This window comes from Phyllobacterium sp. P30BS-XVII (assembly GCF_014138335.1).
GTDB classification, from domain to species: domain Bacteria; phylum Pseudomonadota; class Alphaproteobacteria; order Rhizobiales; family Rhizobiaceae; genus Phyllobacterium; species Phyllobacterium meliloti.
On record NZ_JACGXO010000001.1, the window covers coordinates 1,108,170 to 1,125,951 of the forward strand.

General features: G+C 55.5%; 22 protein-coding genes and 1 tRNA gene. 10 read left to right on the forward strand and 13 right to left on the reverse strand.

Going from position 1 to position 17,782, the window contains the following annotated elements:
• The first annotated feature begins 130 nt into the window (after positions 1-130).
• Together FHW17_RS05495 and FHW17_RS05500 are read left to right on the forward strand one after the other, a co-directional pair.
• Positions 131-598: an SRPBCC domain-containing protein gene (locus tag FHW17_RS05495; protein ID WP_112529665.1), complete on the forward strand. Its 468-nt coding sequence runs from the start codon at positions 131-133 to the stop codon at positions 596-598.
• The gene (locus tag FHW17_RS05500) at positions 595-1,116 is read left to right on the forward strand and encodes a GNAT family N-acetyltransferase (protein WP_112529667.1); all 522 of its coding nucleotides are present in this window, start codon (positions 595-597) and stop codon (positions 1,114-1,116) included. The genes FHW17_RS05495 and FHW17_RS05500 overlap by 4 nt, the downstream gene beginning before the upstream one ends.
• Positions 1,117-1,184: 68 nt before the next feature.
• Here the strand turns inward: FHW17_RS05500 and FHW17_RS05505 are convergent, their stop codons facing one another.
• Positions 1,185-1,460 (reverse strand): HU family DNA-binding protein, encoded by a 276-nt coding sequence (locus FHW17_RS05505; RefSeq protein ID WP_091880272.1) that lies wholly within the window; start codon positions 1,458-1,460, stop codon positions 1,185-1,187.
• 205 nt (positions 1,461-1,665) lie between these two features.
• On the reverse strand, positions 1,666-2,607 hold the full coding sequence (locus tag FHW17_RS05510; RefSeq protein WP_182509356.1) for a LysR family transcriptional regulator: 942 nt from the start codon (positions 2,605-2,607) through the stop codon (positions 1,666-1,668).
• A gap of 168 nt (positions 2,608-2,775) precedes the next feature.
• Between FHW17_RS05510 and FHW17_RS05515 the strand changes: the two genes are divergently transcribed.
• Complete coding sequence (locus FHW17_RS05515) at positions 2,776-3,729, forward strand: ring-cleaving dioxygenase (protein WP_113096825.1); 954 nt, start codon at positions 2,776-2,778, stop codon at positions 3,727-3,729.
• Between the two features lie 43 nt (positions 3,730-3,772).
• Here FHW17_RS05515 and FHW17_RS05520 read toward each other — a convergent pair whose 3' ends face one another.
• The 5 genes from FHW17_RS05520 to otnK form a co-directional block, all read right to left on the reverse strand.
• Positions 3,773-5,326: a VOC family protein gene (locus FHW17_RS05520; protein ID WP_182509357.1), complete on the reverse strand. Its 1,554-nt coding sequence runs from the start codon at positions 5,324-5,326 to the stop codon at positions 3,773-3,775.
• Positions 5,327-5,555: 229 nt separating this feature from the next.
• Positions 5,556-5,705, reverse strand: a complete 150-nt coding sequence (locus FHW17_RS05525) for a DUF1127 domain-containing protein (RefSeq protein ID WP_091879951.1) — start codon at positions 5,703-5,705, stop codon at positions 5,556-5,558.
• 181 nt (positions 5,706-5,886) lie between these two features.
• The gene (locus tag FHW17_RS05530) at positions 5,887-6,270 is read right to left on the reverse strand and encodes a low affinity iron permease family protein (RefSeq protein WP_112529675.1); all 384 of its coding nucleotides are present in this window, start codon (positions 6,268-6,270) and stop codon (positions 5,887-5,889) included.
• A 63-nt stretch (positions 6,271-6,333) separates the two neighbouring features.
• Complete coding sequence (locus FHW17_RS05535; RefSeq protein WP_182509358.1) at positions 6,334-7,110, reverse strand: TIM barrel protein; 777 nt, start codon at positions 7,108-7,110, stop codon at positions 6,334-6,336.
• Between the two features lie 34 nt (positions 7,111-7,144).
• The gene (otnK, locus tag FHW17_RS05540) at positions 7,145-8,398 is read right to left on the reverse strand and encodes a 3-oxo-tetronate kinase (RefSeq protein ID WP_182509359.1); all 1,254 of its coding nucleotides are present in this window, start codon (positions 8,396-8,398) and stop codon (positions 7,145-7,147) included.
• Positions 8,399-8,644: 246 nt separating this feature from the next.
• On the opposite strand from otnK, the gene FHW17_RS25330 reads away from it, so the two are divergent.
• The gene (locus FHW17_RS25330) at positions 8,645-8,773 is read left to right on the forward strand and encodes a hypothetical protein (protein ID WP_281410732.1); all 129 of its coding nucleotides are present in this window, start codon (positions 8,645-8,647) and stop codon (positions 8,771-8,773) included.
• Between the two features lie 128 nt (positions 8,774-8,901).
• Positions 8,902-9,735: a DUF6551 family protein gene (locus FHW17_RS05545; RefSeq protein WP_113096830.1), complete on the forward strand. Its 834-nt coding sequence runs from the start codon at positions 8,902-8,904 to the stop codon at positions 9,733-9,735.
• Positions 9,736-9,792: 57 nt separating this feature from the next.
• Here FHW17_RS05545 and FHW17_RS05550 read toward each other — a convergent pair.
• The 5 genes from FHW17_RS05550 to FHW17_RS05570 all read right to left on the reverse strand — a co-directional run bounded on the left by FHW17_RS05550 (position 9,793) and on the right by FHW17_RS05570 (position 12,900).
• Positions 9,793-9,869, reverse strand: a tRNA-Arg gene (locus FHW17_RS05550).
• 223 nt (positions 9,870-10,092) lie between these two features.
• On the reverse strand, positions 10,093-11,046 hold the full coding sequence (locus tag FHW17_RS05555) for an acetyl-CoA carboxylase carboxyltransferase subunit alpha (protein ID WP_112529682.1): 954 nt from the start codon (positions 11,044-11,046) through the stop codon (positions 10,093-10,095).
• A gap of 180 nt (positions 11,047-11,226) precedes the next feature.
• A complete protein-coding gene (locus tag FHW17_RS05560) occupies positions 11,227-11,757 on the reverse strand; it encodes a hypothetical protein (protein ID WP_182509360.1) in 531 nt (176 codons plus the stop codon).
• A gap of 50 nt (positions 11,758-11,807) precedes the next feature.
• Positions 11,808-12,734, reverse strand: a complete 927-nt coding sequence (gene xerD, locus FHW17_RS05565; protein ID WP_182509361.1) for a site-specific tyrosine recombinase XerD — start codon at positions 12,732-12,734, stop codon at positions 11,808-11,810.
• Positions 12,735-12,738: 4 nt separating this feature from the next.
• Complete coding sequence (locus FHW17_RS05570) at positions 12,739-12,900, reverse strand: histidine kinase (protein WP_091880273.1); 162 nt, start codon at positions 12,898-12,900, stop codon at positions 12,739-12,741.
• A 148-nt stretch (positions 12,901-13,048) separates the two neighbouring features.
• Here FHW17_RS05570 and FHW17_RS05575 point away from each other — a divergent pair, with 148 nt between their 5' ends.
• The 4 genes from FHW17_RS05575 to FHW17_RS05590 are packed head-to-tail and all read left to right on the forward strand — an operon-like array spanning position 13,049 to position 16,628.
• Entirely contained in the window at positions 13,049-13,654 is a 606-nt protein-coding gene (locus FHW17_RS05575; RefSeq protein ID WP_112529687.1) for a shikimate kinase, read from the forward strand.
• The gene (gene aroB, locus FHW17_RS05580; RefSeq protein WP_182509362.1) at positions 13,651-14,766 is read left to right on the forward strand and encodes a 3-dehydroquinate synthase; all 1,116 of its coding nucleotides are present in this window, start codon (positions 13,651-13,653) and stop codon (positions 14,764-14,766) included. The genes FHW17_RS05575 and aroB overlap by 4 nt, the downstream gene beginning before the upstream one ends.
• On the forward strand, positions 14,763-16,052 hold the full coding sequence (locus FHW17_RS05585) for an HlyC/CorC family transporter (protein ID WP_091879964.1): 1,290 nt from the start codon (positions 14,763-14,765) through the stop codon (positions 16,050-16,052). The genes aroB and FHW17_RS05585 overlap by 4 nt, the downstream gene beginning before the upstream one ends.
• A 60-nt stretch (positions 16,053-16,112) precedes the next feature.
• On the forward strand, positions 16,113-16,628 hold the full coding sequence (locus FHW17_RS05590; RefSeq protein ID WP_112529692.1) for a TerB family tellurite resistance protein: 516 nt from the start codon (positions 16,113-16,115) through the stop codon (positions 16,626-16,628).
• On the opposite strand, the gene FHW17_RS05595 is transcribed toward FHW17_RS05590, so the two are convergent.
• On the reverse strand, positions 16,625-16,927 hold the full coding sequence (locus FHW17_RS05595; protein ID WP_112529694.1) for a BolA family protein: 303 nt from the start codon (positions 16,925-16,927) through the stop codon (positions 16,625-16,627). The genes FHW17_RS05590 and FHW17_RS05595 overlap by 4 nt on opposite strands.
• A gap of 143 nt (positions 16,928-17,070) precedes the next feature.
• Between FHW17_RS05595 and FHW17_RS05600 the strand changes: the two genes are divergently transcribed.
• Positions 17,071-17,724 carry a J domain-containing protein gene (locus FHW17_RS05600; protein ID WP_112529696.1) on the forward strand — a complete coding sequence of 218 codons (654 nt, stop codon included), beginning with the start codon at positions 17,071-17,073 and terminating at the stop codon, positions 17,722-17,724.
• The last annotated feature ends 58 nt before the right edge of the window (positions 17,725-17,782 follow it).

Genomic DNA, 17,782 nt, shown 5'->3' on the forward strand with positions numbered 1-17,782 from the left:
TTTTGTTGCCAGTATATCTTCCAGAATGCGCCCATTGACAGGAAGCAACGGCGCTCATCAATTGTTGTTTACCGACCTGTTACGGCACCCGCCGTGTGCATCTTTCGTCAGCCTTCCCGGGAGGAACAGAATGGCAATTGCACCTTCATTGACGCTCAAACGCCATCTGAAAGCACCGCCGCGACTGGTCTGGGCTGCCTGGACCGACCCTGCCATGATTGTACATTGGTGGGGCCCGACCGGTGCCAAAACCCTGAAAGCCGAAGCTGATCCGCGTGTGGGCGGCACGTTTCGCGTTATTTTTCTCACGCCTGACGGGGAAGAGCACAATGTCAGCGGCGTCTATTGCGAAGTGCTGATCGAAAAACGTCTGGCTTTCACATGGGTCTGGATCACTCTGCCTGACCGGGAATCGCTGGTAACGCTGGTGCTTGAACCAGTGGACGGCGGCACGTTGTTCACTTTGATCCACGAGCGGTTTTTCGATGAAGCGGCGCGTGATCGCCATCACGAGGGCTGGAGCGGGGCACTCGACAGTCTTGAAAAGTTTGTCGAACAACAGGCGGTTGCTCTCGCAGCCGGGGGTAGCCGAACATGACTGAGAACCCTGCAATCAGCTTCCGCCCGGCCTCGCTGTCCTATCTGCCTTTGATGGCAAAATGGCTGATGACGCCGCATGTGCGCGCGTTTTATCAACCTGATCCTATCACGCCACGGGAAGTGGCGGAGGAGTATGGCCCGATGTTCACGGGCGAGACGCCCGATATTTGCCATATCGCCTATTATGGCGAACAGCCCTTCGGTTATCTGCAATGCTACAGCAATGCGGATTACGAGGAGTGGGTTGAGTCAACGGGAGCAGACGCCGGTATCAGCCTTGATCTTTTCATCGGCGAAGCTGGTTATCTTGGAAGAGGGTTTGAGCATCTCATGCTAAAGGAATATCTGTCCCGGATCGCATTCCCGCATTTCGCCGATGAGCGCTTTGCCTATGTCTCCTATGAGGCGGAGAATCTCGAGGCGATTGGAGCGGCGGAAACTGCCGGGTTCACGCGCATTGATGAGTTTGATGAAGGCGGCGACCACATCATCGTTCTCAGGTTCGAACGGGATTAAGACCAGCCAGAAAATGAAAAAGGCGGCGCCTGAGCACCGCCTTTTTAAGAAATCAGCACCAACGGGGATTAGCCGTTAAGGGCATCCTTCAGAGCCTTTGCAGGCTGGAAGGCAACCTTCTTGGAGGCTGCGATCTTGATCGTTGCGCCAGTTGCAGGGTTACGGCCTTCGCGAGCGGCGCGCGACTGTACCTTGAACTTGCCGAAGCCTGGCAGCGAAACTTCGTCGCCTGCGACGACGGCATCGGTGATGCCCTTAAGAACGCTATCTACAATCGCCTTGGACTGAACCTTTGTAAGACCCTGATCAGCGACGAGCTTCTCGATAAGATCGGACGTATTCATGTTGGCGGTTTCCTCAGTATATTCGTTGATCGAAGGCGTCTGTATGGCACGCGTTGCCGCCTCTGTCATCAGGAATAGAACGCATTTTCGGGGTTTATACCCAGTGTTTACAGGGTTTTTTGCAAATCCGGCTATGAATTTTCGGATGAGGGCCGGATCGGGCCTGCAAATTGCCCCAGGTGATTCGCTCTCTGATTCTGTTCATTCAGGGCTGACCAGTCCGCAGAGCGTCGGGCATTTGCCATATTGGCGGCTCCCCAATATGGCGCGCAAGGTGATCGATAAAGGCCCTGACCTTGGCCGATACATGCCGTGTCGGTGGGTAGACCGCATGGATACGGTAGGGCAGCGGCTTGGCTTGCGGCAGGACTGAGATGAGCGTTCCATTGCGCAAGGCGTCGGCCGCTATGAACATGGGCAGCAGCACCAGTCCCAGTCCGGCAATGGCCATGTCGCGCATGGCCTCACCATTATTGGCGACGATGCGCCCATGCATGGCGACGGAAACCGGTTCGCTTGACGATACAGGATTCTCAAATTGCCAGAGCTGGCTGGTATTCACGTTCGAATAATCGATACAGGCGAACGAGCCAAGTTCATCTAAGGTTTTGGGCAACCCGTTGGCCGCTGCAAAAGCCGGACTGCAACAAATGACGCGTGCGTCCGTGCAGAGTTTGCGGGCAATCAGACTTGAATCCTTGAGAATACCGATGCGAACGCCAACGTCGAAACCGCCACGCACAAGATCGACCATGCGGTCATCAAGCTCGACGGCGATTTCAAGATCCGGATATTGCCGGGCAAAATCTGCAATCATGCGGCTGAGATAGAAAGTACCGAAGGTCATGGGCGCGGTAATGCGCAAATTGCCGCGAATGGCGCTGTAGCGTTCACCTGCCGTATCAGCCGCCTCCATAATGTCGCGCACCAGCGGGCGGACGCGTTCGACAAAGGCATGAGCGTTATCCGTGGCGAGCAGCTTGCGCGGCGAGCGCTGGAACAGTTCCGTACCCAGTGCCGCCTCAAGATCGGTGATGCGTTTGCTGACAACCGATTTTGACAGGTTAAGCCGCGCGGCACTCAAGGTGATGCTGCCGGTCTCCATGACATCAAGAAAAGTCAGTAAATCGTCGAAGCGCCATTTCATGGTTCTTCCATAACGGACTAATGGCGAATTTTAAAGCCTGTATGCATGATGTCGTTCTGTTTTATCGAACATGAGTTGCATGGAAGCAGTCTTTATATGCCGGTCGACAGCGCAGATATTCACCCCAACGGCGAATGAGCGCCAAGCAAACCAATTCAGGAGGCTTTCATGTCCTTACAATTGACCGGCATCCATCATCTGACTGCCATTACGGCGAATGCTCCGGAGAACCTGCGTTTCTACACGAAGACCCTCGGCCTGCGGCTTGTCAAAAAGACAGTCAATCAGGATGATACAAGTGCCTACCATCTGTTCTATGCGGATGGTGAAGCAACGCCCGGCACCGATTTGACCTTTTTCGACTGGCCTGTCGGCCCGGAACAGCGCGGCACGCATAGTATCTCACGCACAGGTTTGCGCGTTGGCAGCAAAGCCAGCCTCGACTGGTGGAAGGCACGCTTTATCGAGCTTGGCGTCAAATCAGGTGAAGTCACCGAAATCGGTGGCTATGACTCGCTGGATTTCGAGGATGGCGAAGGCCAGCGGTTCCGCCTGATCAATGATGGTGGCGCAGCCCCTTCGCATCCATGGGAGAAAAGCCCGGTTCCTGCTGAACACCAGATTCGCGGCCTTGGTCCAATCACCATCAGCGTGCCCGATATCACCAATACGGAAGCCATCCTTCTGCATGTGATGAACATGCGCCAGACCAGTAGCTATCCGTCCCCCGATGGTGCCGGTCATGTGCATGTGTTTTCTATGGGCGAGGGCGGTCCTGCTGCCGAACTGCATGTGGCGGTGCAGCCCGGTCTTCCGGTGGCGCGGCAGGGTGCGGGCGCTGTGCATCACGTGGCATTCCGCGCGCCGGATGTGCAGCAATTGCATGAATGGACTGAAAGGCTGAAGAGTTTCCGTATGCCGTCGAGCGGTGAAGTCGAGCGCTACTACTTCCGCTCGCTCTATTTCCGCGAGCCCAATGGCATTCTGTTCGAGATTGCCACGGATGGTCCGGGCTTCACCGTCGATGAGCCTTTGGAAACACTGGGCGAAGGATTGTCGCTGCCGCCATTCCTTGAGGGAAAGCGGGCTTCCATCGAAGCGAACCTGAAGCCTCTGGTCTAATCTGGATAAACAGCCCGGCGTGAAAATGCCGGGCTTTTTCTATTTAGAAGGTGGCTTCAATCCACTGATGTACGGCGTCAATATCGTGCTGGCCGGTTTCGTGCCCGGCATAAACGCGTTTCACCGTGAGGTCTGCTCCGGCTTCGCGCAACAGTGCTTCAAGGTCCGGGGTCTTGGCGCCGAACAGGTCGTGCTCTCCATTGACCATTAGAATATGCGTATCGCTCAGATCAAGCTGCGGTGTTTCTTCCAGTACATTCATTGCCCGCAGGAGAACCGCATTTCTGATAAGACCCGGATGCAGCAGCATGGTCGCAACAAGCATGTTGGCACCATTGGAATAGCCGAGGAATACGGTCCGTTGCAGATCAAGGTGATAGGCCTCAACCGCGCCTTCGATGAAACCAGCTAGTGCTTCGGCTTCCGAACGGATATCGTTCTGGTCAAAGCTCAAAGGACCAAAACGCCGGAACCAGCGACCAATACCTTCCTCATTGCTGCGTCCGCGCAAGCCAAAGAGCGTTGCCTGTGGTGCAGCATTGGCGCCAAGCGGTAGTAATGTTGTCTCATTGCCGTCGGAGCCATGCAGAAGCATAAGGGTCAGGCCACCCGCATGTTCAGGCGTATAGACACGATGCACGAAGGGCAGCTCGCGGTAGATAAACCGTTCTTCACCGGGCAGACCAAACTGCGGCAGCATGATTTTGAGGTTTTCGGTTTCTTGGGCAAAATGCGGCGGAATGAACAATTTGCTTCCAAGTGTTTCCAGTGTCTCATCCAGAAGCATGCCGGGGCCGTCGGTTGCCATTTCAAACAGGGTACCGCCTGGTTCCCGCACATAGATTGAATGGAAATATTTGCGGTCGTGCATGGCCGTTGCGTCCGAACCGTCCTTGATCAGCCTGTCATAGATGGTCTGGACATGGGCAATGTCGGGCGCACGAAAGGCGATGTGATCGATCGTTCCGGTGCCGGGTGCTGCGCTCCAGAACCCGGTTGCGTCCCGTACATCGACACAATCACCGGAGGCCGAGACCATCCGCGTGATGGTGTCGATTTGCTCACCGGCGGTGAAGCCGAAATAGGTTTCGAGAAATGTGCAGGTGGCAAGCGGCTGCTCGGTCAAAACAGTGGCACCGCGAATCCGCAATATGGCGTCTGCTTCAGATATGCCATTACCGGTCCAGATATCAGACGCCTTTACCTCGGATGTGCCGACAAGCTTGACGATAACCCCGTCAGGGTCTTTCAGGCGCAGCACTGTTTCGCCGAATTCCTGCGAGGGGCCTGTCGTTGCAATATTGTGCTGAAGGGCGCGGGTCAGCCAGAAGCCAATGGCATCGGGGGCAATGGCAAGCGCGATTTCGCTGGGCTGGCCATAGCCGACACGCCCGAGCGATCCATCTTCCCAGACCAGAAAGGTAATCAGCGAACCCGGCGTTGCCGATGTGTCGCCGTAGAAGAGGTGAAGCTGGGTTGCGTCTTCATAACCGCCGGTGCGTTTGACAAGACGAAGGCCAAGAAAGCCGACATAGAAATCCACATTCGCCTGAACGTTACGGGTGATCAGGGTGATGTGATGAATGCCGCTTGTCATGAAATTCCTCCGCCGGTGAGTCGGTTCGACTGATACGGGGAAAGGAGGCGGGGTGCAATATTGGGGAAAATTGTGTTGCGATCAGGCAGTGCCTGAAAAAACAACACCCACCGCGGGAGGAGGTGCGGTGGGTGCTATTTGTAAAGGCCGACTGGGAGGAGGAGTGCCGGCCTTTGAACGTTCGGGACCTGGGAGGAGGTAATCCCGAACGTTAACTCTAAGAATGCTATTAGCGCGCTGCTGCGGCCTTCTTGGCAACGAAGGCGATATCGCCACGGGAGATGCCGAGGTCGTTCAGTTCACGTGCGGACAGGCGGTTCAACTCTGTGACAGTGTCACGGTAACGGCGCCAGTTATTGTAAGAGCGGATCAGGTTCATTTCACTCACCTTGGTAACTTATTGTTTGTTGGATCATTTCTTGATCGTGAGCTGCATATAGTCGATGCCCTGCAAAACTTGCAGTGACAAGAATGCATAGCTGCTTTGCAGGAAGTGAGGAGTGGATGGCTAAATTGCGGCGGGCGGAATCACGTCAATTGTGACAGTCTTGAACAGCTGTTCATTTCTTGTTTCGGGCGGCGAGTTCCCTGTCGGCTTTGCGCGCTGCAGCTTCACACCGGTTGCGGAATTCTTCCACTTCTTCCTCGGTCAGATGCTCGATGCCGATAAAGACGTTTTCACCCTTCGACACCCGGACCAGTTCATCGAGTTTGGCCTGAATGGCGACACCGTCGCGATTCTGCGTGTTCTGGATGAGAAAGACCATCAGAAAAGTGATGATTGTGGTGCCGGTATTGATCACAAGCTGCCACGTATCGGAAAAGCCGAACAGGGGGCCGCTCACCGCCCAGACGACGACAATCAGACAACAGAGGATAAAGGTCAGCGGCTTGCCGGCATATATGGCAACCCTATTGGCGACTTGGGTAAACAGTTTTCGCATCGTGCCACTCCTCTCACGTCGAGAAGAGAACTATTGGCTCGCCTATTCGTTCCAGAAACGGCGTTACAGAGAAACGCCCAGAGTATGAACCCAACTCAGCCCGTCATCGGTTGCAGCGCGCGGCTTGTACTCGCAACCGACCCAGCCGCTATATCCAAGCCGGTCCAGTTCCGCCAGAACGGCGGTATAGGCAATTTCGCCCTCATCGGGTTCTGCCCGGCTCGGGACAGCGGCAATCTGGACATGGCCGATCAGCGGCAGATATTTTTCCAGCCGTTTGAAAATGTCACCCTGACTGACGCCGACATGGTAGACGTCGAACATAACAGTCAAATTGGGCGCACCGATTTCCTCGATCAGCGAGACGGCTTCCTCAATCGTCGAATAGAAGTAGCCAGGCTTGTCGCGCTGATTGATGGGTTCGAGCAGCAGGGTGAAATCCGCTGCCTTGCGTGCCGCGAGCGCCAGATTTCTGGCAAACACGGCTCTTGCCTGCGGCTTTTGCTCCGGTGCAACAACACCAGCCATGATATGGATCGCGGATGCACCTGCGATACGGGCGTAATCGATTGCCTTATCGAGCGATGTCTCGAAATCTGCCTCTCTACCCTGCAATACGCCAAGGCCGAACTCACCCTTCGCCGCATCGCCGGTTGGGGTATTCAAGCCGAGTAGAGCAAGGTTATGGGCAGCGCAGATATTGCGCACTTCAATTGCCGGAATGTCATAGGGCCAGTGCAGTTCCACGGCTTTGAAACCGGCGCGTGCGGCGGCTGATATGCGGTCGAGTAGCGGGAGATCGGGCCAGAGAAAGCCGAGATTTGCGGAGAATTTTGGCATGGCTCACTTCAATTCAATATGTGTTTTCAATGTATTATACTGTTCCCACCTGGAGAAGTGCTTTGGCGAAAAAGTCTTCGGCGCCGAAATTGCCGCTCTTCAGCGCAAGGCCGATGGGTTGTTTGCCATCAGCCACCAATGCTGGAACGCCCGGATCGATTTCCTTGCCGATATGCAGGCTTTGCAGATTAAGCGCCTCGACCACCGCGCCCGATGTTTCACCGCCGCCCACAACGATGCGCCGTGTGCCCTGACTGACGAGACGTTGCGCCAGTTCGCCAAAAAACCGTTCTATTTTTACCGCAACCGCTTCACGGCCGAATTCTTTTTGGGCGCCGGAAACAGTTTCCGGATTGGCAGTCGAATAGACAATGGGTGTGCTGCCGTTTTGCTGGCGAACCCAATCAAGGGTGTTTTCCACGGTCATTTTCCCGGCCATCAGTGCGGCCGGATCAATGGCAAGGCCGGGATGCGCTTGCAGATAATTTGCAACCTGTGCCTGTGACGTGGTTGAACATGAGCCGCAAAGCGCGATACCGGGGCCGCTGGCGAGGGGCAGGGAGCGGGGACTGTCCGAAAGCTTGCCTTGGCCGCGAAAATTCTGCGGCAGGCCAATGGCGATGCCTGAGCCGCCGGTAATGAGCTTATGATCGGCAGCTGCGGTGCCGATTACGCGCAAATCATCATCGGTTACTGCATCCGTCACGACAAGCCGCCGCCCGGCACTGGATTCCGCTGCGAAGGCTTCGGTCAAGGCGGAAATGCCTTTGCGAACCGTATCGAGCAGGATACTACCCACTTCGCCATCGGTCTGGCGGCGCAGCCAGCGCCGAATGTCTGGATCGGTCATGGGTGTGAGCGGGTGATTTTGCATGCCGGATTCGCTCAGCAGCTGGTCCCCCACAAACAGGTGCCCCATAAAAAGACGTCGTCCCGTTGCCGGAAAGGCCGGGCAAACAATGGCGATGTCAGCGCCGAGAAGATCAAGCAGTGCTTCGGCCACCGGTCCGATATTGCCATGGGGCGTTGAGTCAAATGTCGAGCAATATTTGAAGATGATCTGCTCACAGCCCTGATCGAGCAGCCACCGTGCGGCTTCAACCGACTGGTGTACCGCCACATCGGCAGGTACTGACCTTGTTTTGAGGGCAACGACACCCGCTTCGCAATCAGGCACGGCGGCATGGCCTGTCCCGACGAACTGCACTGTCGACATGCCGCCCTTGGCAAGAGTGTTGGCCAGATCGCTCGCGCCGGTGAAATCGTCGGCAATGGCTCCAAGCAGCATGTCAGGCTCCCGATAGTGTCAGTCTCATATCGGTGCAGGATAATGAACCCGCGCCTGCACACAACTCCCGTGTTGTTGTTTATTTGTCTGAGGATATATCCGCTATGGAGGACAGACTTTTCACTTGCGACGCCGACTCGGCAAATCGGAATTCCCCATTGGCCGTGGAATGAGCATGGGCTTGCTGTCTGTTTATGGCTGTCCCCGTCAGGATAAAGCTCCTGAAGTCCACGAGAGTACGGCGCCTTGCACGAAGAATATGAAGACAAGCAATATTTCCATTACACGACACCCGTCTGGGTCCATTTGCTGGCATTCGGTGTTGTCGTTGGTATTGCCGTGCTGATTTGTGAAGTCTGCCATTCTATTGGCTGATAGCGCTGCCTTAACCAAACTGGCTGATAATCAATCGCTTTTTTGAGCATGTTGTCTGATCGTTAATATCTGTCCTCAGAATGGAAATGCGTACTTTTTTTCCCGCATTTTTTAATAGGAAGTATTTTATGTTTCAGAAATTAGACCCAGCTCAAATTCCCGCGCCTCAAACCCAATATTCCCCCGGTCCAGCACCAATACTGAATTGGATATCAACGGAGAAATTCGTCGTTGATCATACATATCAGCGGGAAGTTAGTCGGCGCGGGCGTCAAAATGTTCAACATATTGCGGAACATTTTGACTGGTCAAAATTTGCTCCTGTTATTGTAGCTCCTGTCGAAGGTGGCATGTTTGCTATTGTCGACGGTCAACATCGTACAACGGCGGCCATCTTGCGTGGTATTGAACAGGTTCCGTGTCAGGTGGTTCAAGCTGATCGAGCCCAACAGGCAGCAGCATATGCCGCTGTGAACGGGAACGTTACAAAAACGACGGCCCAGCAACTTTTCTATGCAAAACTTGCAGCGGGCGATGCGGATGCCGAGGCTCTCGCAGATGTTTGCGCTGCCGCAGGTGTCGAGATTTGCAGGCGAAATCTCATTTTGGCAAAAATGCGTGTCGGTCAGACACAGGCTGTCGGTGCTCTCAACCGTTGTCTTCGGCAGTATGGCCGCGAAACGCTGATTACGGCGCTTCAATGCATTACCGAAACTGCAGATGGCAATGCAGGATTTGTTCGCGCTACCATCATTGAAGCGCTGTGCGAGGTGCTGAGCGCTAGTATCTGGCGTGATGCGGGTGAAACCCTTCTACGTGCAATGGACGGCTTCTCGTTTCCAGACGCCTGGGGAGAGATAACTGACGGGCGCGATCAGATTTTCCCCGCTACCGTTCGCTGTCTGTTTGTAGAGAAGGTCTCCCGTCATCTGGCTGCGCGCTTGTCACAACAAGCTGCCTGATTTCTTGGAGAATGAGGTTCGCCAAATTGCGAGCCTCTTTCTAATGCAGGGAAGAAATGGCGCGCCCGAAAGGATTCGAACCTCTGACCCCCAGATTCGTAGTCTGGTGCTCTATCCAGCTGAGCTACGGGCGCGTGCCACAAATGCGCGTTCGTCTGCGCAGGCCGGTTCGTAATCGGTTGGGCTGTGAATTGCAAGCAGCTTTGGCAAAAAAACCGCAACAATTTTTTGCCAGACTGTCGCGCCCCGAATTATTCGGCGGCTTAACTCAACAAATCCGGGTTTTTGCGCTGCTATCAGGTGCGTTACCGGCTGGAAAACAAAAGGCCCGGAGAATGTCCGGGCCTTTTGTTACTCTTAAAGGTTGCGTCCGATGGCGAGGAATTTGTCGCGCCGGTCTTTTCTGAGCGCTTCGCGGTCCATGGATGCCATGGATTTCAGCGCAACATTGATGATGTTGCCGGTTGCCTCGATCACAGCATCCTTGCCGCGATGGGCGCCGCCCGTGGGTTCGGGGATGATGCCATCGATAATCTTCAGCTCGTACAGGTCCTGCGCCGTGATGCGCATGTTTGTGGCGGCATCCTTGGCGCGGGTGGAATCGTGCCAGAGAATCGATGCGGCGCCTTCAGGCGAAATCACCGAGTAAATCGCATGTTCGAGCATGTAGACGCGATTCGCGGTTGCAATCGCGATGGCGCCGCCCGAGCCGCCTTCGCCGATGATGACCGAAACCATCGGCACTTTCAGGTTGAGCGATGCCGCTGTGGAACGGGCGATGGCTTCCGCCTGACCGCGCTCTTCCGCGGCAATGCCCGGAAAGGCACCGGCTGTATCGACAAGCGTGATGACAGGAAGGTTGAAGCGATCAGCCAGATCCATGATACGCACGGCCTTGCGATAACCCTCGGGCATGGCCATGCCAAAATTGTGCTTGAGGCGGGACTTTGTGTCGTTGCCCTTTTCCTGACCGATCACCGCGACGGCCTGACCATTGAAACGGGCAAGACCGGCCTGAATGGCTTCGTCTTCGGCAAAATTGCGATCACCGGCCAGTGGTGTGAAGTCGGTGAAGAGCCGGGCAATATAGTCGACGCAGTGCGGACGATCCGGATGGCGGGCAATCTGTGCCTTCTGCCATGGCGTCAGCTTGCGATACAGATCGCGCAAAGCTTCTGCCGAGCGCTTTTCCAGACGGGTGATCTCGTCATTGGTGTCGAGGGCACCGCCTTCTTCAGCGAGCTTCTTCAGTTCGATGATCTTGCCATCGAGATCAGCAACCGGCTTTTCGAAATCGAGATAGTTGTACATGGACGAGGTGTCTGCCTGCAAAACGGTGGATTTTTCACGACCTAACTGGCTGTTGCGGACGCGCATGTCAAGGAAGCAAGGCTTACAAGGCACGTTCGCGGGGTCAGTTATAGAGATAATTCCGGCGAAGGTGTGGTGGAATCCCGTGGATAAGGGTGGCGATCAGGCTCTTGCGCGGCATTATGCGCCCGGCTTTTTGGGTGATCTTGGACGTTTGACCGGCGCTGTTTTCGGTTTTGCGGCTGGCTTCTTTGCCGTGCGCACGTGCTTGGTGGGTTTGGTCCGCTGCCAGCCGACCCACTGGCCCTCGCCAGCATAATAATGAAAGCCGCCTGCTGCGTTGTGGAGGCCCTTGCGCAGTTCGTCGCGATCAAGATCGGGTATATTCTGCAAAAGGGCAGGCGGAAGATTGTCGATATTCAGCCAGTCCGCATCAAAATAGATGTGTTCAGGGCCATTTTCATTTTCAACGATGATGAACCATTCGCTTTCCATGTAATCGCCAAACCACGGGTCGGGAAACATGGCCTGTTTGAACGAAAAGCCGAAACCGTCGATCTCGTCCCAGTTCCAGTGCTCCCGCCAGCCCATGTCGCGGATCAACTGGCTGGACCGCGTGAACCCCGTTTCGTCAAAGCGGATCACTTCGCTGTCAGTCGTGACAGTCGATGGTTCCGGTCCAGAAAACAGCTTTTTCAACAGCCGCCACATAGAGTTTCCCGCCAAGGTCTATGGTCCCGCCTGTCTCGCGGGTAGATGGGTTAGTCTGCCAGAGGGTGGTGCTCCGTGACAAGGCGGTGCAGCCGCTCCTCCATGACATGGGTATAAATCTGGGTCGTCGAGATGTCCGAATGACCCAGCAATTGTTGTACCGCACGCAGGTCCGCGCCATTCTGCAGGAGATGGCTGGCGAAAGCATGCCGTAACACGTGGGGTGAAATTGCCGAAGTAACAAGTCCGGCACGAGCGGCCAACCCCTTCAATTCGCGGGCAAAAACCTGCCGGGCGAGGAAACCGCTTTCGGAAATTGCCGGGAAAAGCCAGGGATTATCGTCAAGGTTAGGCAGGGCATCGCGCACGGCAAGATATTTGCTCATCGCCTCGCGCGCTTTGCCCGAAAGGGGCACCATGCGGTCTTTCGAGCCCTTGCCGCGCACCATCAGAAACCGATGGTCGGAACGCGCCACTGTCACAGGCAGACCGACCAGTTCCGAAACGCGCAACCCCGTCGCATAGAGAATTTCCAGCAGCGCGTGCAGACGCAGAGCCCGCAGATGATCACTTGCCGGTGCTGTTGCATCGAGGGTTTCCAGTTCAGCGCGCCCGAGCAGTTTCTCGACATCGGTCTCGCTCATGATTTTGGGTAGTGAGCGGTCCTTCTTTGGCGCATCGAGCGTGCCTGTCGGGTCGTCGGTGCGGATATTCTCCGTATAGAGAAAGCGGAAGAACTGGCGCAGGGCGGATAGACGCCGGGCCTGTGAGGTAGCTGCATAGCCACGCCCGGCAATATCATCGAGATAGGCGCGGATTGTTCCCGGTTCCGCCAGGGTCAGCTGTATGCCGGTCGCGCTGGCAAAGGCAGCGGCATCATCCAGATCGCGGCGATAGGAATCGAGCGTGTTTTGCGCCGCACCGCGTTCGGCGCTCATCATCTCAAGAAACGTCTCTATGGCTGCTGCTGCGCGCATGGGTTTACTTTGGATTGCCAGGTTTAGGATTGAGCTTTTCGGTGGGAATGCGAATGGTCAGTTCGGTCTGTGTGGGATGTACAAAGGTGACGAGCGCCAGCATACCGGCGTAAACGAGCCCGGCGAGAACCGCGAGGGTTAGGATCAGTCGGGTCAGTGTCGGCATCAAATCGTCTTTGCAGGCTTGCTTCAGGTGTTCCATAATCTTGCAATGGAAACTCTTATGAATTGATGAAGGTCCGGCAGACCGAGAAACCCGCGCTTTGCCCATAGTTTGCTTGACGAAAGCCCGGTTTTCCTGTCGAAACGCATTTATGAACAGCATTGACGATATTCTTGGCACAGCACAGGTTCCGGAGTTGGCACGATCCATCCGCGAACGGCTGGGCCATAGGTCTATTGTGCTCGTCGGATTGATGGGTGCAGGCAAATCCACCGTAGGTAAGAAACTGGCTTCGCTGGTCGAATTGCCATTTTTTGACGCCGATAATGAGATTGAAAAAGTCTCGACCATGACCATTCCTGAGCTGTTCGAGGCCTATGGCGAAGCGGAGTTCCGTGATCTGGAGCGCCGGGTTATTGCGCGTATGCTCGAAGATGGGCCGATTGTTCTGGCGACGGGCGGCGGCGCCTATATGAACGAGCAGACTCGCGGTACAATCGCTGCGGAAGGCATATCGATCTGGCTCAATGCGGAACTCGACGTGCTGATGAACCGTGTGGTGCGCAAGCAGAACCGGCCGCTTCTCAAAAATGACAATCCGCGCGCGGTCATGGAAAGGCTGATGAGCGAGCGCTACCCAATATATGCGCAGGCGGATCTCACCATTCATTCGCGTGAGGAAAAGAAGGAAATCATTGCCTTTGAGGCAATGCAGGCCGTTGCACAGCATCTGGACGACAAGGAATCGCTGATATGAGCGCGCAGACGACAGTTCCCGTAAAACTGGGAGACCGCTCTTACGATATCCTCATCGGCTCGGGCCTGATCGAACGGGCAGGGCTGGAAATTGCCGCGCGCACCGGTGCGAGCCGTGTTGCCATTGTCAGCGACGACAATGTTGCAGCCCTGCATCTGCAGCGCCTGACCGAAAGCCTCAAAACTAGCGGGATTGATTCAACGCCGATCCTCGTAACGCCGGGTGAAAAGTCGAAAGGCTTTGCCACACTGGAAACCGTTACCAATGCGATCCTCTCCGCACGGCTGGAGCGCGGTGACATCGTAATTGCCTTTGGTGGCGGTGTGATCGGCGATCTTGCCGGTTTTGCCGCAAGCATTGCACGGCGCGGTATGGGCTTTGTGCAGATACCGACATCACTTCTGGCACAGGTGGATTCGTCCGTTGGCGGCAAAACGGGCATCAACACGGCGCACGGCAAGAACCTGGTCGGCGCGTTCTACCAGCCACAACTGGTACTTGCAGATACAGATGTGCTGGATACGCTGAGCCCGCGCGAGTTTCGTGCGGGTTATGCGGAAGTTGCCAAATATGGCCTGATCGACAGGCCGGATTTCTTTGAATGGCTGGAGAAGAACTGGCAGGGCATTTTTGAGGGCGGTCCGCAGCGAACCCACGCTATTGCTGTGTCATGCCAGTCAAAAGCCGATGTGGTGGCGCGCGATGAGCGTGAAACCGGCGACCGGGCGCTGCTCAATCTCGGCCATACTTTTGGTCATGCACTGGAAACCGCGACGCATTATGATTCCACCCGCCTCGTGCATGGTGAAGGTGTTTCCATCGGCATGGTCCTTGCGCATCAGTTTTCGGTCAAGATGAACCTTGCGAGCGCTGATGATGCCAAGCGGGTCGAGGCGCATTTGCGTCATGTGGGCCTGCCTGTGGCCATCGGCGACATTCCGGGTGAATTGCCCACGGCGGAAAAGCTCATGGACTATATTGCGCAGGATAAAAAAGTAGCGCGCGGTGCGCTGACCTTTATCCTGACGCGCGGCATCGGGCAGTCCTTCATTGCCAAGGACGTGCCGCCATCAGCAGTGCTCAGCTTTTTGCAGGAGAAGCACCCAAAATGAACCTTGAACTCTGGATCTTTTGCGGAATCATCTTCCTTCTGATCCTGATGTCTGGTCTTTTTTCAGGATCTGAAACAGCGCTGACCGCCGTGTCGCGTGCCCGGATGCACCGGCTTTCCAAGCGCGGTGATGACCGGGCGACGGTGGTCGAAGGTCTTATCGAGAAGCGCGACCGGCTGATCGGCGTCATGCTGATCGGCAACAATCTGATCAATATTCTCGCATCGTCCCTGACAACGAGCATGCTGCTCAACCTGTTCGGGCAGGCGGGTGTTGCCTATGCGACTGCGATCATGACCGTACTTCTGGTGATTTTTGCCGAAGTCCTGCCGAAATCCTGGGCAATCTCCAGCCCTGATCGTAATGCGCTGGCGCTGGTGCGGTTTGCGCAACTTGCGGTGTTCATTTTTGGCCCGTTATCCGATCTCATCAACTGGATCGTGCGGCTTATCCTGCGCTTGTTTGGCATTGATCTCGGTTCGGTCAAATCAATGCTTTCGGCGCAGGAGGAACTGCGCGGCGCCGTCGATCTTCTGCACCGGGACGGCTCGGTGGTGAAACGCGACCGTGACCAGATTGGCGGTCTGCTCGATCTGCGTGAGCTTGAAGTCTATGACGTCATGATCCACCGCACGGATATGGATTCAATCAATGCTGACGATCCGATCGAGGATATCGTCAACCAGATTCTTGCCAGCCATCACACGCGTATTCCCGTCTGGCGCGGTGACAATGACAATATTGTCGGTGTTGTTCACGCCAAGGATCTGGTGCGCGCCATTCGCGATGCCAATCGGGACTTTTCCAAGATCAACATCATGAAGGTGGCAACCAAGCCGTGGTTTGTGCCCGATACAACCACTTTGCAGGACCAGCTCAATGCCTTCCTGCGCCGCAAGGCCCATATTGCCATCGTCGTTGATGAATATGGCGATGTGCAGGGTCTGATCACGCTCGAAGATATTCTTGAGGAGATTGTCGGTGATATCGCCGACGAGCACGATATCGATGTGCAAGGCGTTCGTCCGCAGCCCGATGGGTCGGTACTGGTCGATGGTTCCGTGCCGATCCGCGATCTTAACCGCGCTCTGGATTGGCATTTGCCGGATGCGGAGGCCACAACCATCGCCGGTCTTGTCATTCACGAGACCCAGAGCATTCCGACCGAGAAGCAGGCCTTCACTTTCCATGGCAAGCGATTCACCGTGCTGAAGCGGGAGAAAAACCGCATTACGCGGCTTCGCATTCGACCTTTGGAGGATGACGAGAAAGCCAAACCGAATTAATCTCGATCTCTGATCGAGGCTGTTACAGACCGAATTCCCAGCAAATGTATCGAGGGTTGCATGCATATTATTATTGCGGTTCTAGGTGCAGCCGCGTTGATTTTTTACTGGATACTGAGAGCGCAATCAGCCGCCCGCGCGGTGCGTGAACTGGATCGGGATACACGGGGTCTGAGGAGCAAGGCAAAATACAGGTTTGAAGGCTTGATTGGCTCTCGCTACCGGCGAATCCGGGATCCGCGGCTGGCGGCAACGGTTCTGATGATCCAGCTGGTGCGCACCGGCACCCCACTCACCATGGACGAAAAGCTGAAAATCATAGAATTGATCAGTGGCCCGCTGCAGATCGACGACCCCGATGCAATGTTCAAGAGGGCCTGGCAATATACAAAGCAACGGGGTTTCTTTTCGCCTATGGCCGATGAAATGGTGCCGATGCTGCGCGACCGCCTGACAATGGACGAGCGCTTTCAACTGATAGACATGTTGCGGCAAACGGCGTCTGCCTATGGCGAAGCGAGCGAATTGCAAACGGGAATGATTTCGCGTCTCAAGCGCCAGCTGGTGCAGGTTTAGCGGCGTGTCGCTTCGCCCGGCGCTGTTGGTTCCAGCGCCAGAGCATGGACGCTGCCAGCCAGTTCGTCCTTGAGAACGTCGTTGATTGCCCGGTGGCGTGCCACGCGTGACAGGCCGGAAAAAGCTTCTGCGACAATGCGCACGCGAAAATGCGTTTCACCGGAACCGTCGAATGTGCCATGATGCCCGCTGTCTTCATGGTGGTGGCCGGCGTGCAGATGACTTTCGTTGATGACGGTCAGTGAAACAGGATGAAAAGCCTGCGTCAGTTTGTTTTCGATCGCTGACTGAGTGGACATTTCGTTCTCCTGCGCCCATATGGTAGTTTCATTTGGCAAATCCGTACATGATCACAAATTTACCGCCATTTCAGGCGTTAGGTTGATCCATGGGCAATTGTCAATTCTTGTCTTGTAAACCAATCCGTTGATAATCGTACGCAATGACCTCAAATTCGAAATATTTTGACAGCATCCGTATCCGCCCGAAAAAGGCGGAGGAGGAGAAATCGCGCATTCCCGTGTGCCAGTGGGATGGCTGTGACAAGCCTGGTCCACACCGTGCGCCGGTTGGACGCATGAAAGAAGGCGAGTTCTTCCATTTCTGTATCGATCATGTTCGCGAATATAACAAAGGCTATAATTATTTTTCCGGCCTGTCCGATGTCGAAGTTGCACGCTACCAGAAGGAAGCGCTGACAGGCGACCGTCCCACCTGGACCGTTGCAGGTTTGCCGGGAAGCGGCGCTGGTGCCAGTGCGGCAGCCGCCGCAGCGGGCGGCGCGAAGACATCGCCTGATTTTTCCAAACTGCGTTCAGGCCGTGCGGCCTACCAGAATCGCTTCCGTGACCCGAACAGCGTGTTCGGCGATGCAAGGCCGGCTGCGCGCCTGCGCAAAGCCAAGCCTTTGGAGGCAAAAGCGCTGGATACGCTGGGTCTTGATGTAAAAGCCACTGGCGAAGACATCAAGTCGCGCTATAAGGAGTTGGTGAAGCGCCATCATCCCGATGCAAACGGCGGTGATCGGGCTTCCGAGGATCGTTTCCGCGACGTTATCCAGGCTTATCAATTGCTCAAACAGGCTGGTTTTTGCTAGGACCGTGTTTGGCTGAATTCGAAGCCTCCCATTTGAGGCTTCATGGGTGTGACTATCT

What these genes read in the sequence shown, in the direction of transcription:
- FHW17_RS05570 (WP_091880273.1), bottom strand. Translation starts at nt 12,900, where the DNA reads ATGCCGACACTGACCCGACTGATCCTAACCCTCGCGGTTCTCGCCGGG.
- FHW17_RS05545 (WP_113096830.1), top strand. Translation starts at nt 8,902, where the DNA reads ATGTTTCAGAAATTAGACCCAGCTCAAATTCCCGCGCCTCAAACCCAA.
- FHW17_RS05535 (WP_182509358.1), bottom strand. Translation starts at nt 7,110, where the DNA reads ATGCCAAAATTCTCCGCAAATCTCGGCTTTCTCTGGCCCGATCTCCCG.
- otnK (WP_182509359.1), bottom strand. Translation starts at nt 8,398, where the DNA reads ATGCTGCTTGGAGCCATTGCCGACGATTTCACCGGCGCGAGCGATCTG.
- FHW17_RS05560 (WP_182509360.1), bottom strand. Translation starts at nt 11,757, where the DNA reads ATGTGGCGGCTGTTGAAAAAGCTGTTTTCTGGACCGGAACCATCGACT.
- FHW17_RS05555 (WP_112529682.1), bottom strand. Translation starts at nt 11,046, where the DNA reads ATGTACAACTATCTCGATTTCGAAAAGCCGGTTGCTGATCTCGATGGC.
- FHW17_RS05510 (WP_182509356.1), bottom strand. Translation starts at nt 2,607, where the DNA reads ATGAAATGGCGCTTCGACGATTTACTGACTTTTCTTGATGTCATGGAG.
- FHW17_RS05585 (WP_091879964.1), top strand. Translation starts at nt 14,763, where the DNA reads ATGAACCTTGAACTCTGGATCTTTTGCGGAATCATCTTCCTTCTGATC.
- xerD (WP_182509361.1), bottom strand. Translation starts at nt 12,734, where the DNA reads ATGCGCGCAGCAGCAGCCATAGAGACGTTTCTTGAGATGATGAGCGCC.
- FHW17_RS05595 (WP_112529694.1), bottom strand. Translation starts at nt 16,927, where the DNA reads ATGTCCACTCAGTCAGCGATCGAAAACAAACTGACGCAGGCTTTTCAT.
- FHW17_RS05525 (WP_091879951.1), bottom strand. Translation starts at nt 5,705, where the DNA reads ATGAACCTGATCCGCTCTTACAATAACTGGCGCCGTTACCGTGACACT.
- FHW17_RS05590 (WP_112529692.1), top strand. Translation starts at nt 16,113, where the DNA reads ATGCATATTATTATTGCGGTTCTAGGTGCAGCCGCGTTGATTTTTTAC.
- FHW17_RS05520 (WP_182509357.1), bottom strand. Translation starts at nt 5,326, where the DNA reads ATGACAAGCGGCATTCATCACATCACCCTGATCACCCGTAACGTTCAG.
- FHW17_RS05515 (WP_113096825.1), top strand. Translation starts at nt 2,776, where the DNA reads ATGTCCTTACAATTGACCGGCATCCATCATCTGACTGCCATTACGGCG.
- FHW17_RS05495 (WP_112529665.1), top strand. Translation starts at nt 131, where the DNA reads ATGGCAATTGCACCTTCATTGACGCTCAAACGCCATCTGAAAGCACCG.
- FHW17_RS05505 (WP_091880272.1), bottom strand. Translation starts at nt 1,460, where the DNA reads ATGAATACGTCCGATCTTATCGAGAAGCTCGTCGCTGATCAGGGTCTT.
- FHW17_RS05575 (WP_112529687.1), top strand. Translation starts at nt 13,049, where the DNA reads ATGAACAGCATTGACGATATTCTTGGCACAGCACAGGTTCCGGAGTTG.
- FHW17_RS05500 (WP_112529667.1), top strand. Translation starts at nt 595, where the DNA reads ATGACTGAGAACCCTGCAATCAGCTTCCGCCCGGCCTCGCTGTCCTAT.
- aroB (WP_182509362.1), top strand. Translation starts at nt 13,651, where the DNA reads ATGAGCGCGCAGACGACAGTTCCCGTAAAACTGGGAGACCGCTCTTAC.
- FHW17_RS05600 (WP_112529696.1), top strand. Translation starts at nt 17,071, where the DNA reads ATGACCTCAAATTCGAAATATTTTGACAGCATCCGTATCCGCCCGAAA.
- FHW17_RS05530 (WP_112529675.1), bottom strand. Translation starts at nt 6,270, where the DNA reads ATGCGAAAACTGTTTACCCAAGTCGCCAATAGGGTTGCCATATATGCC.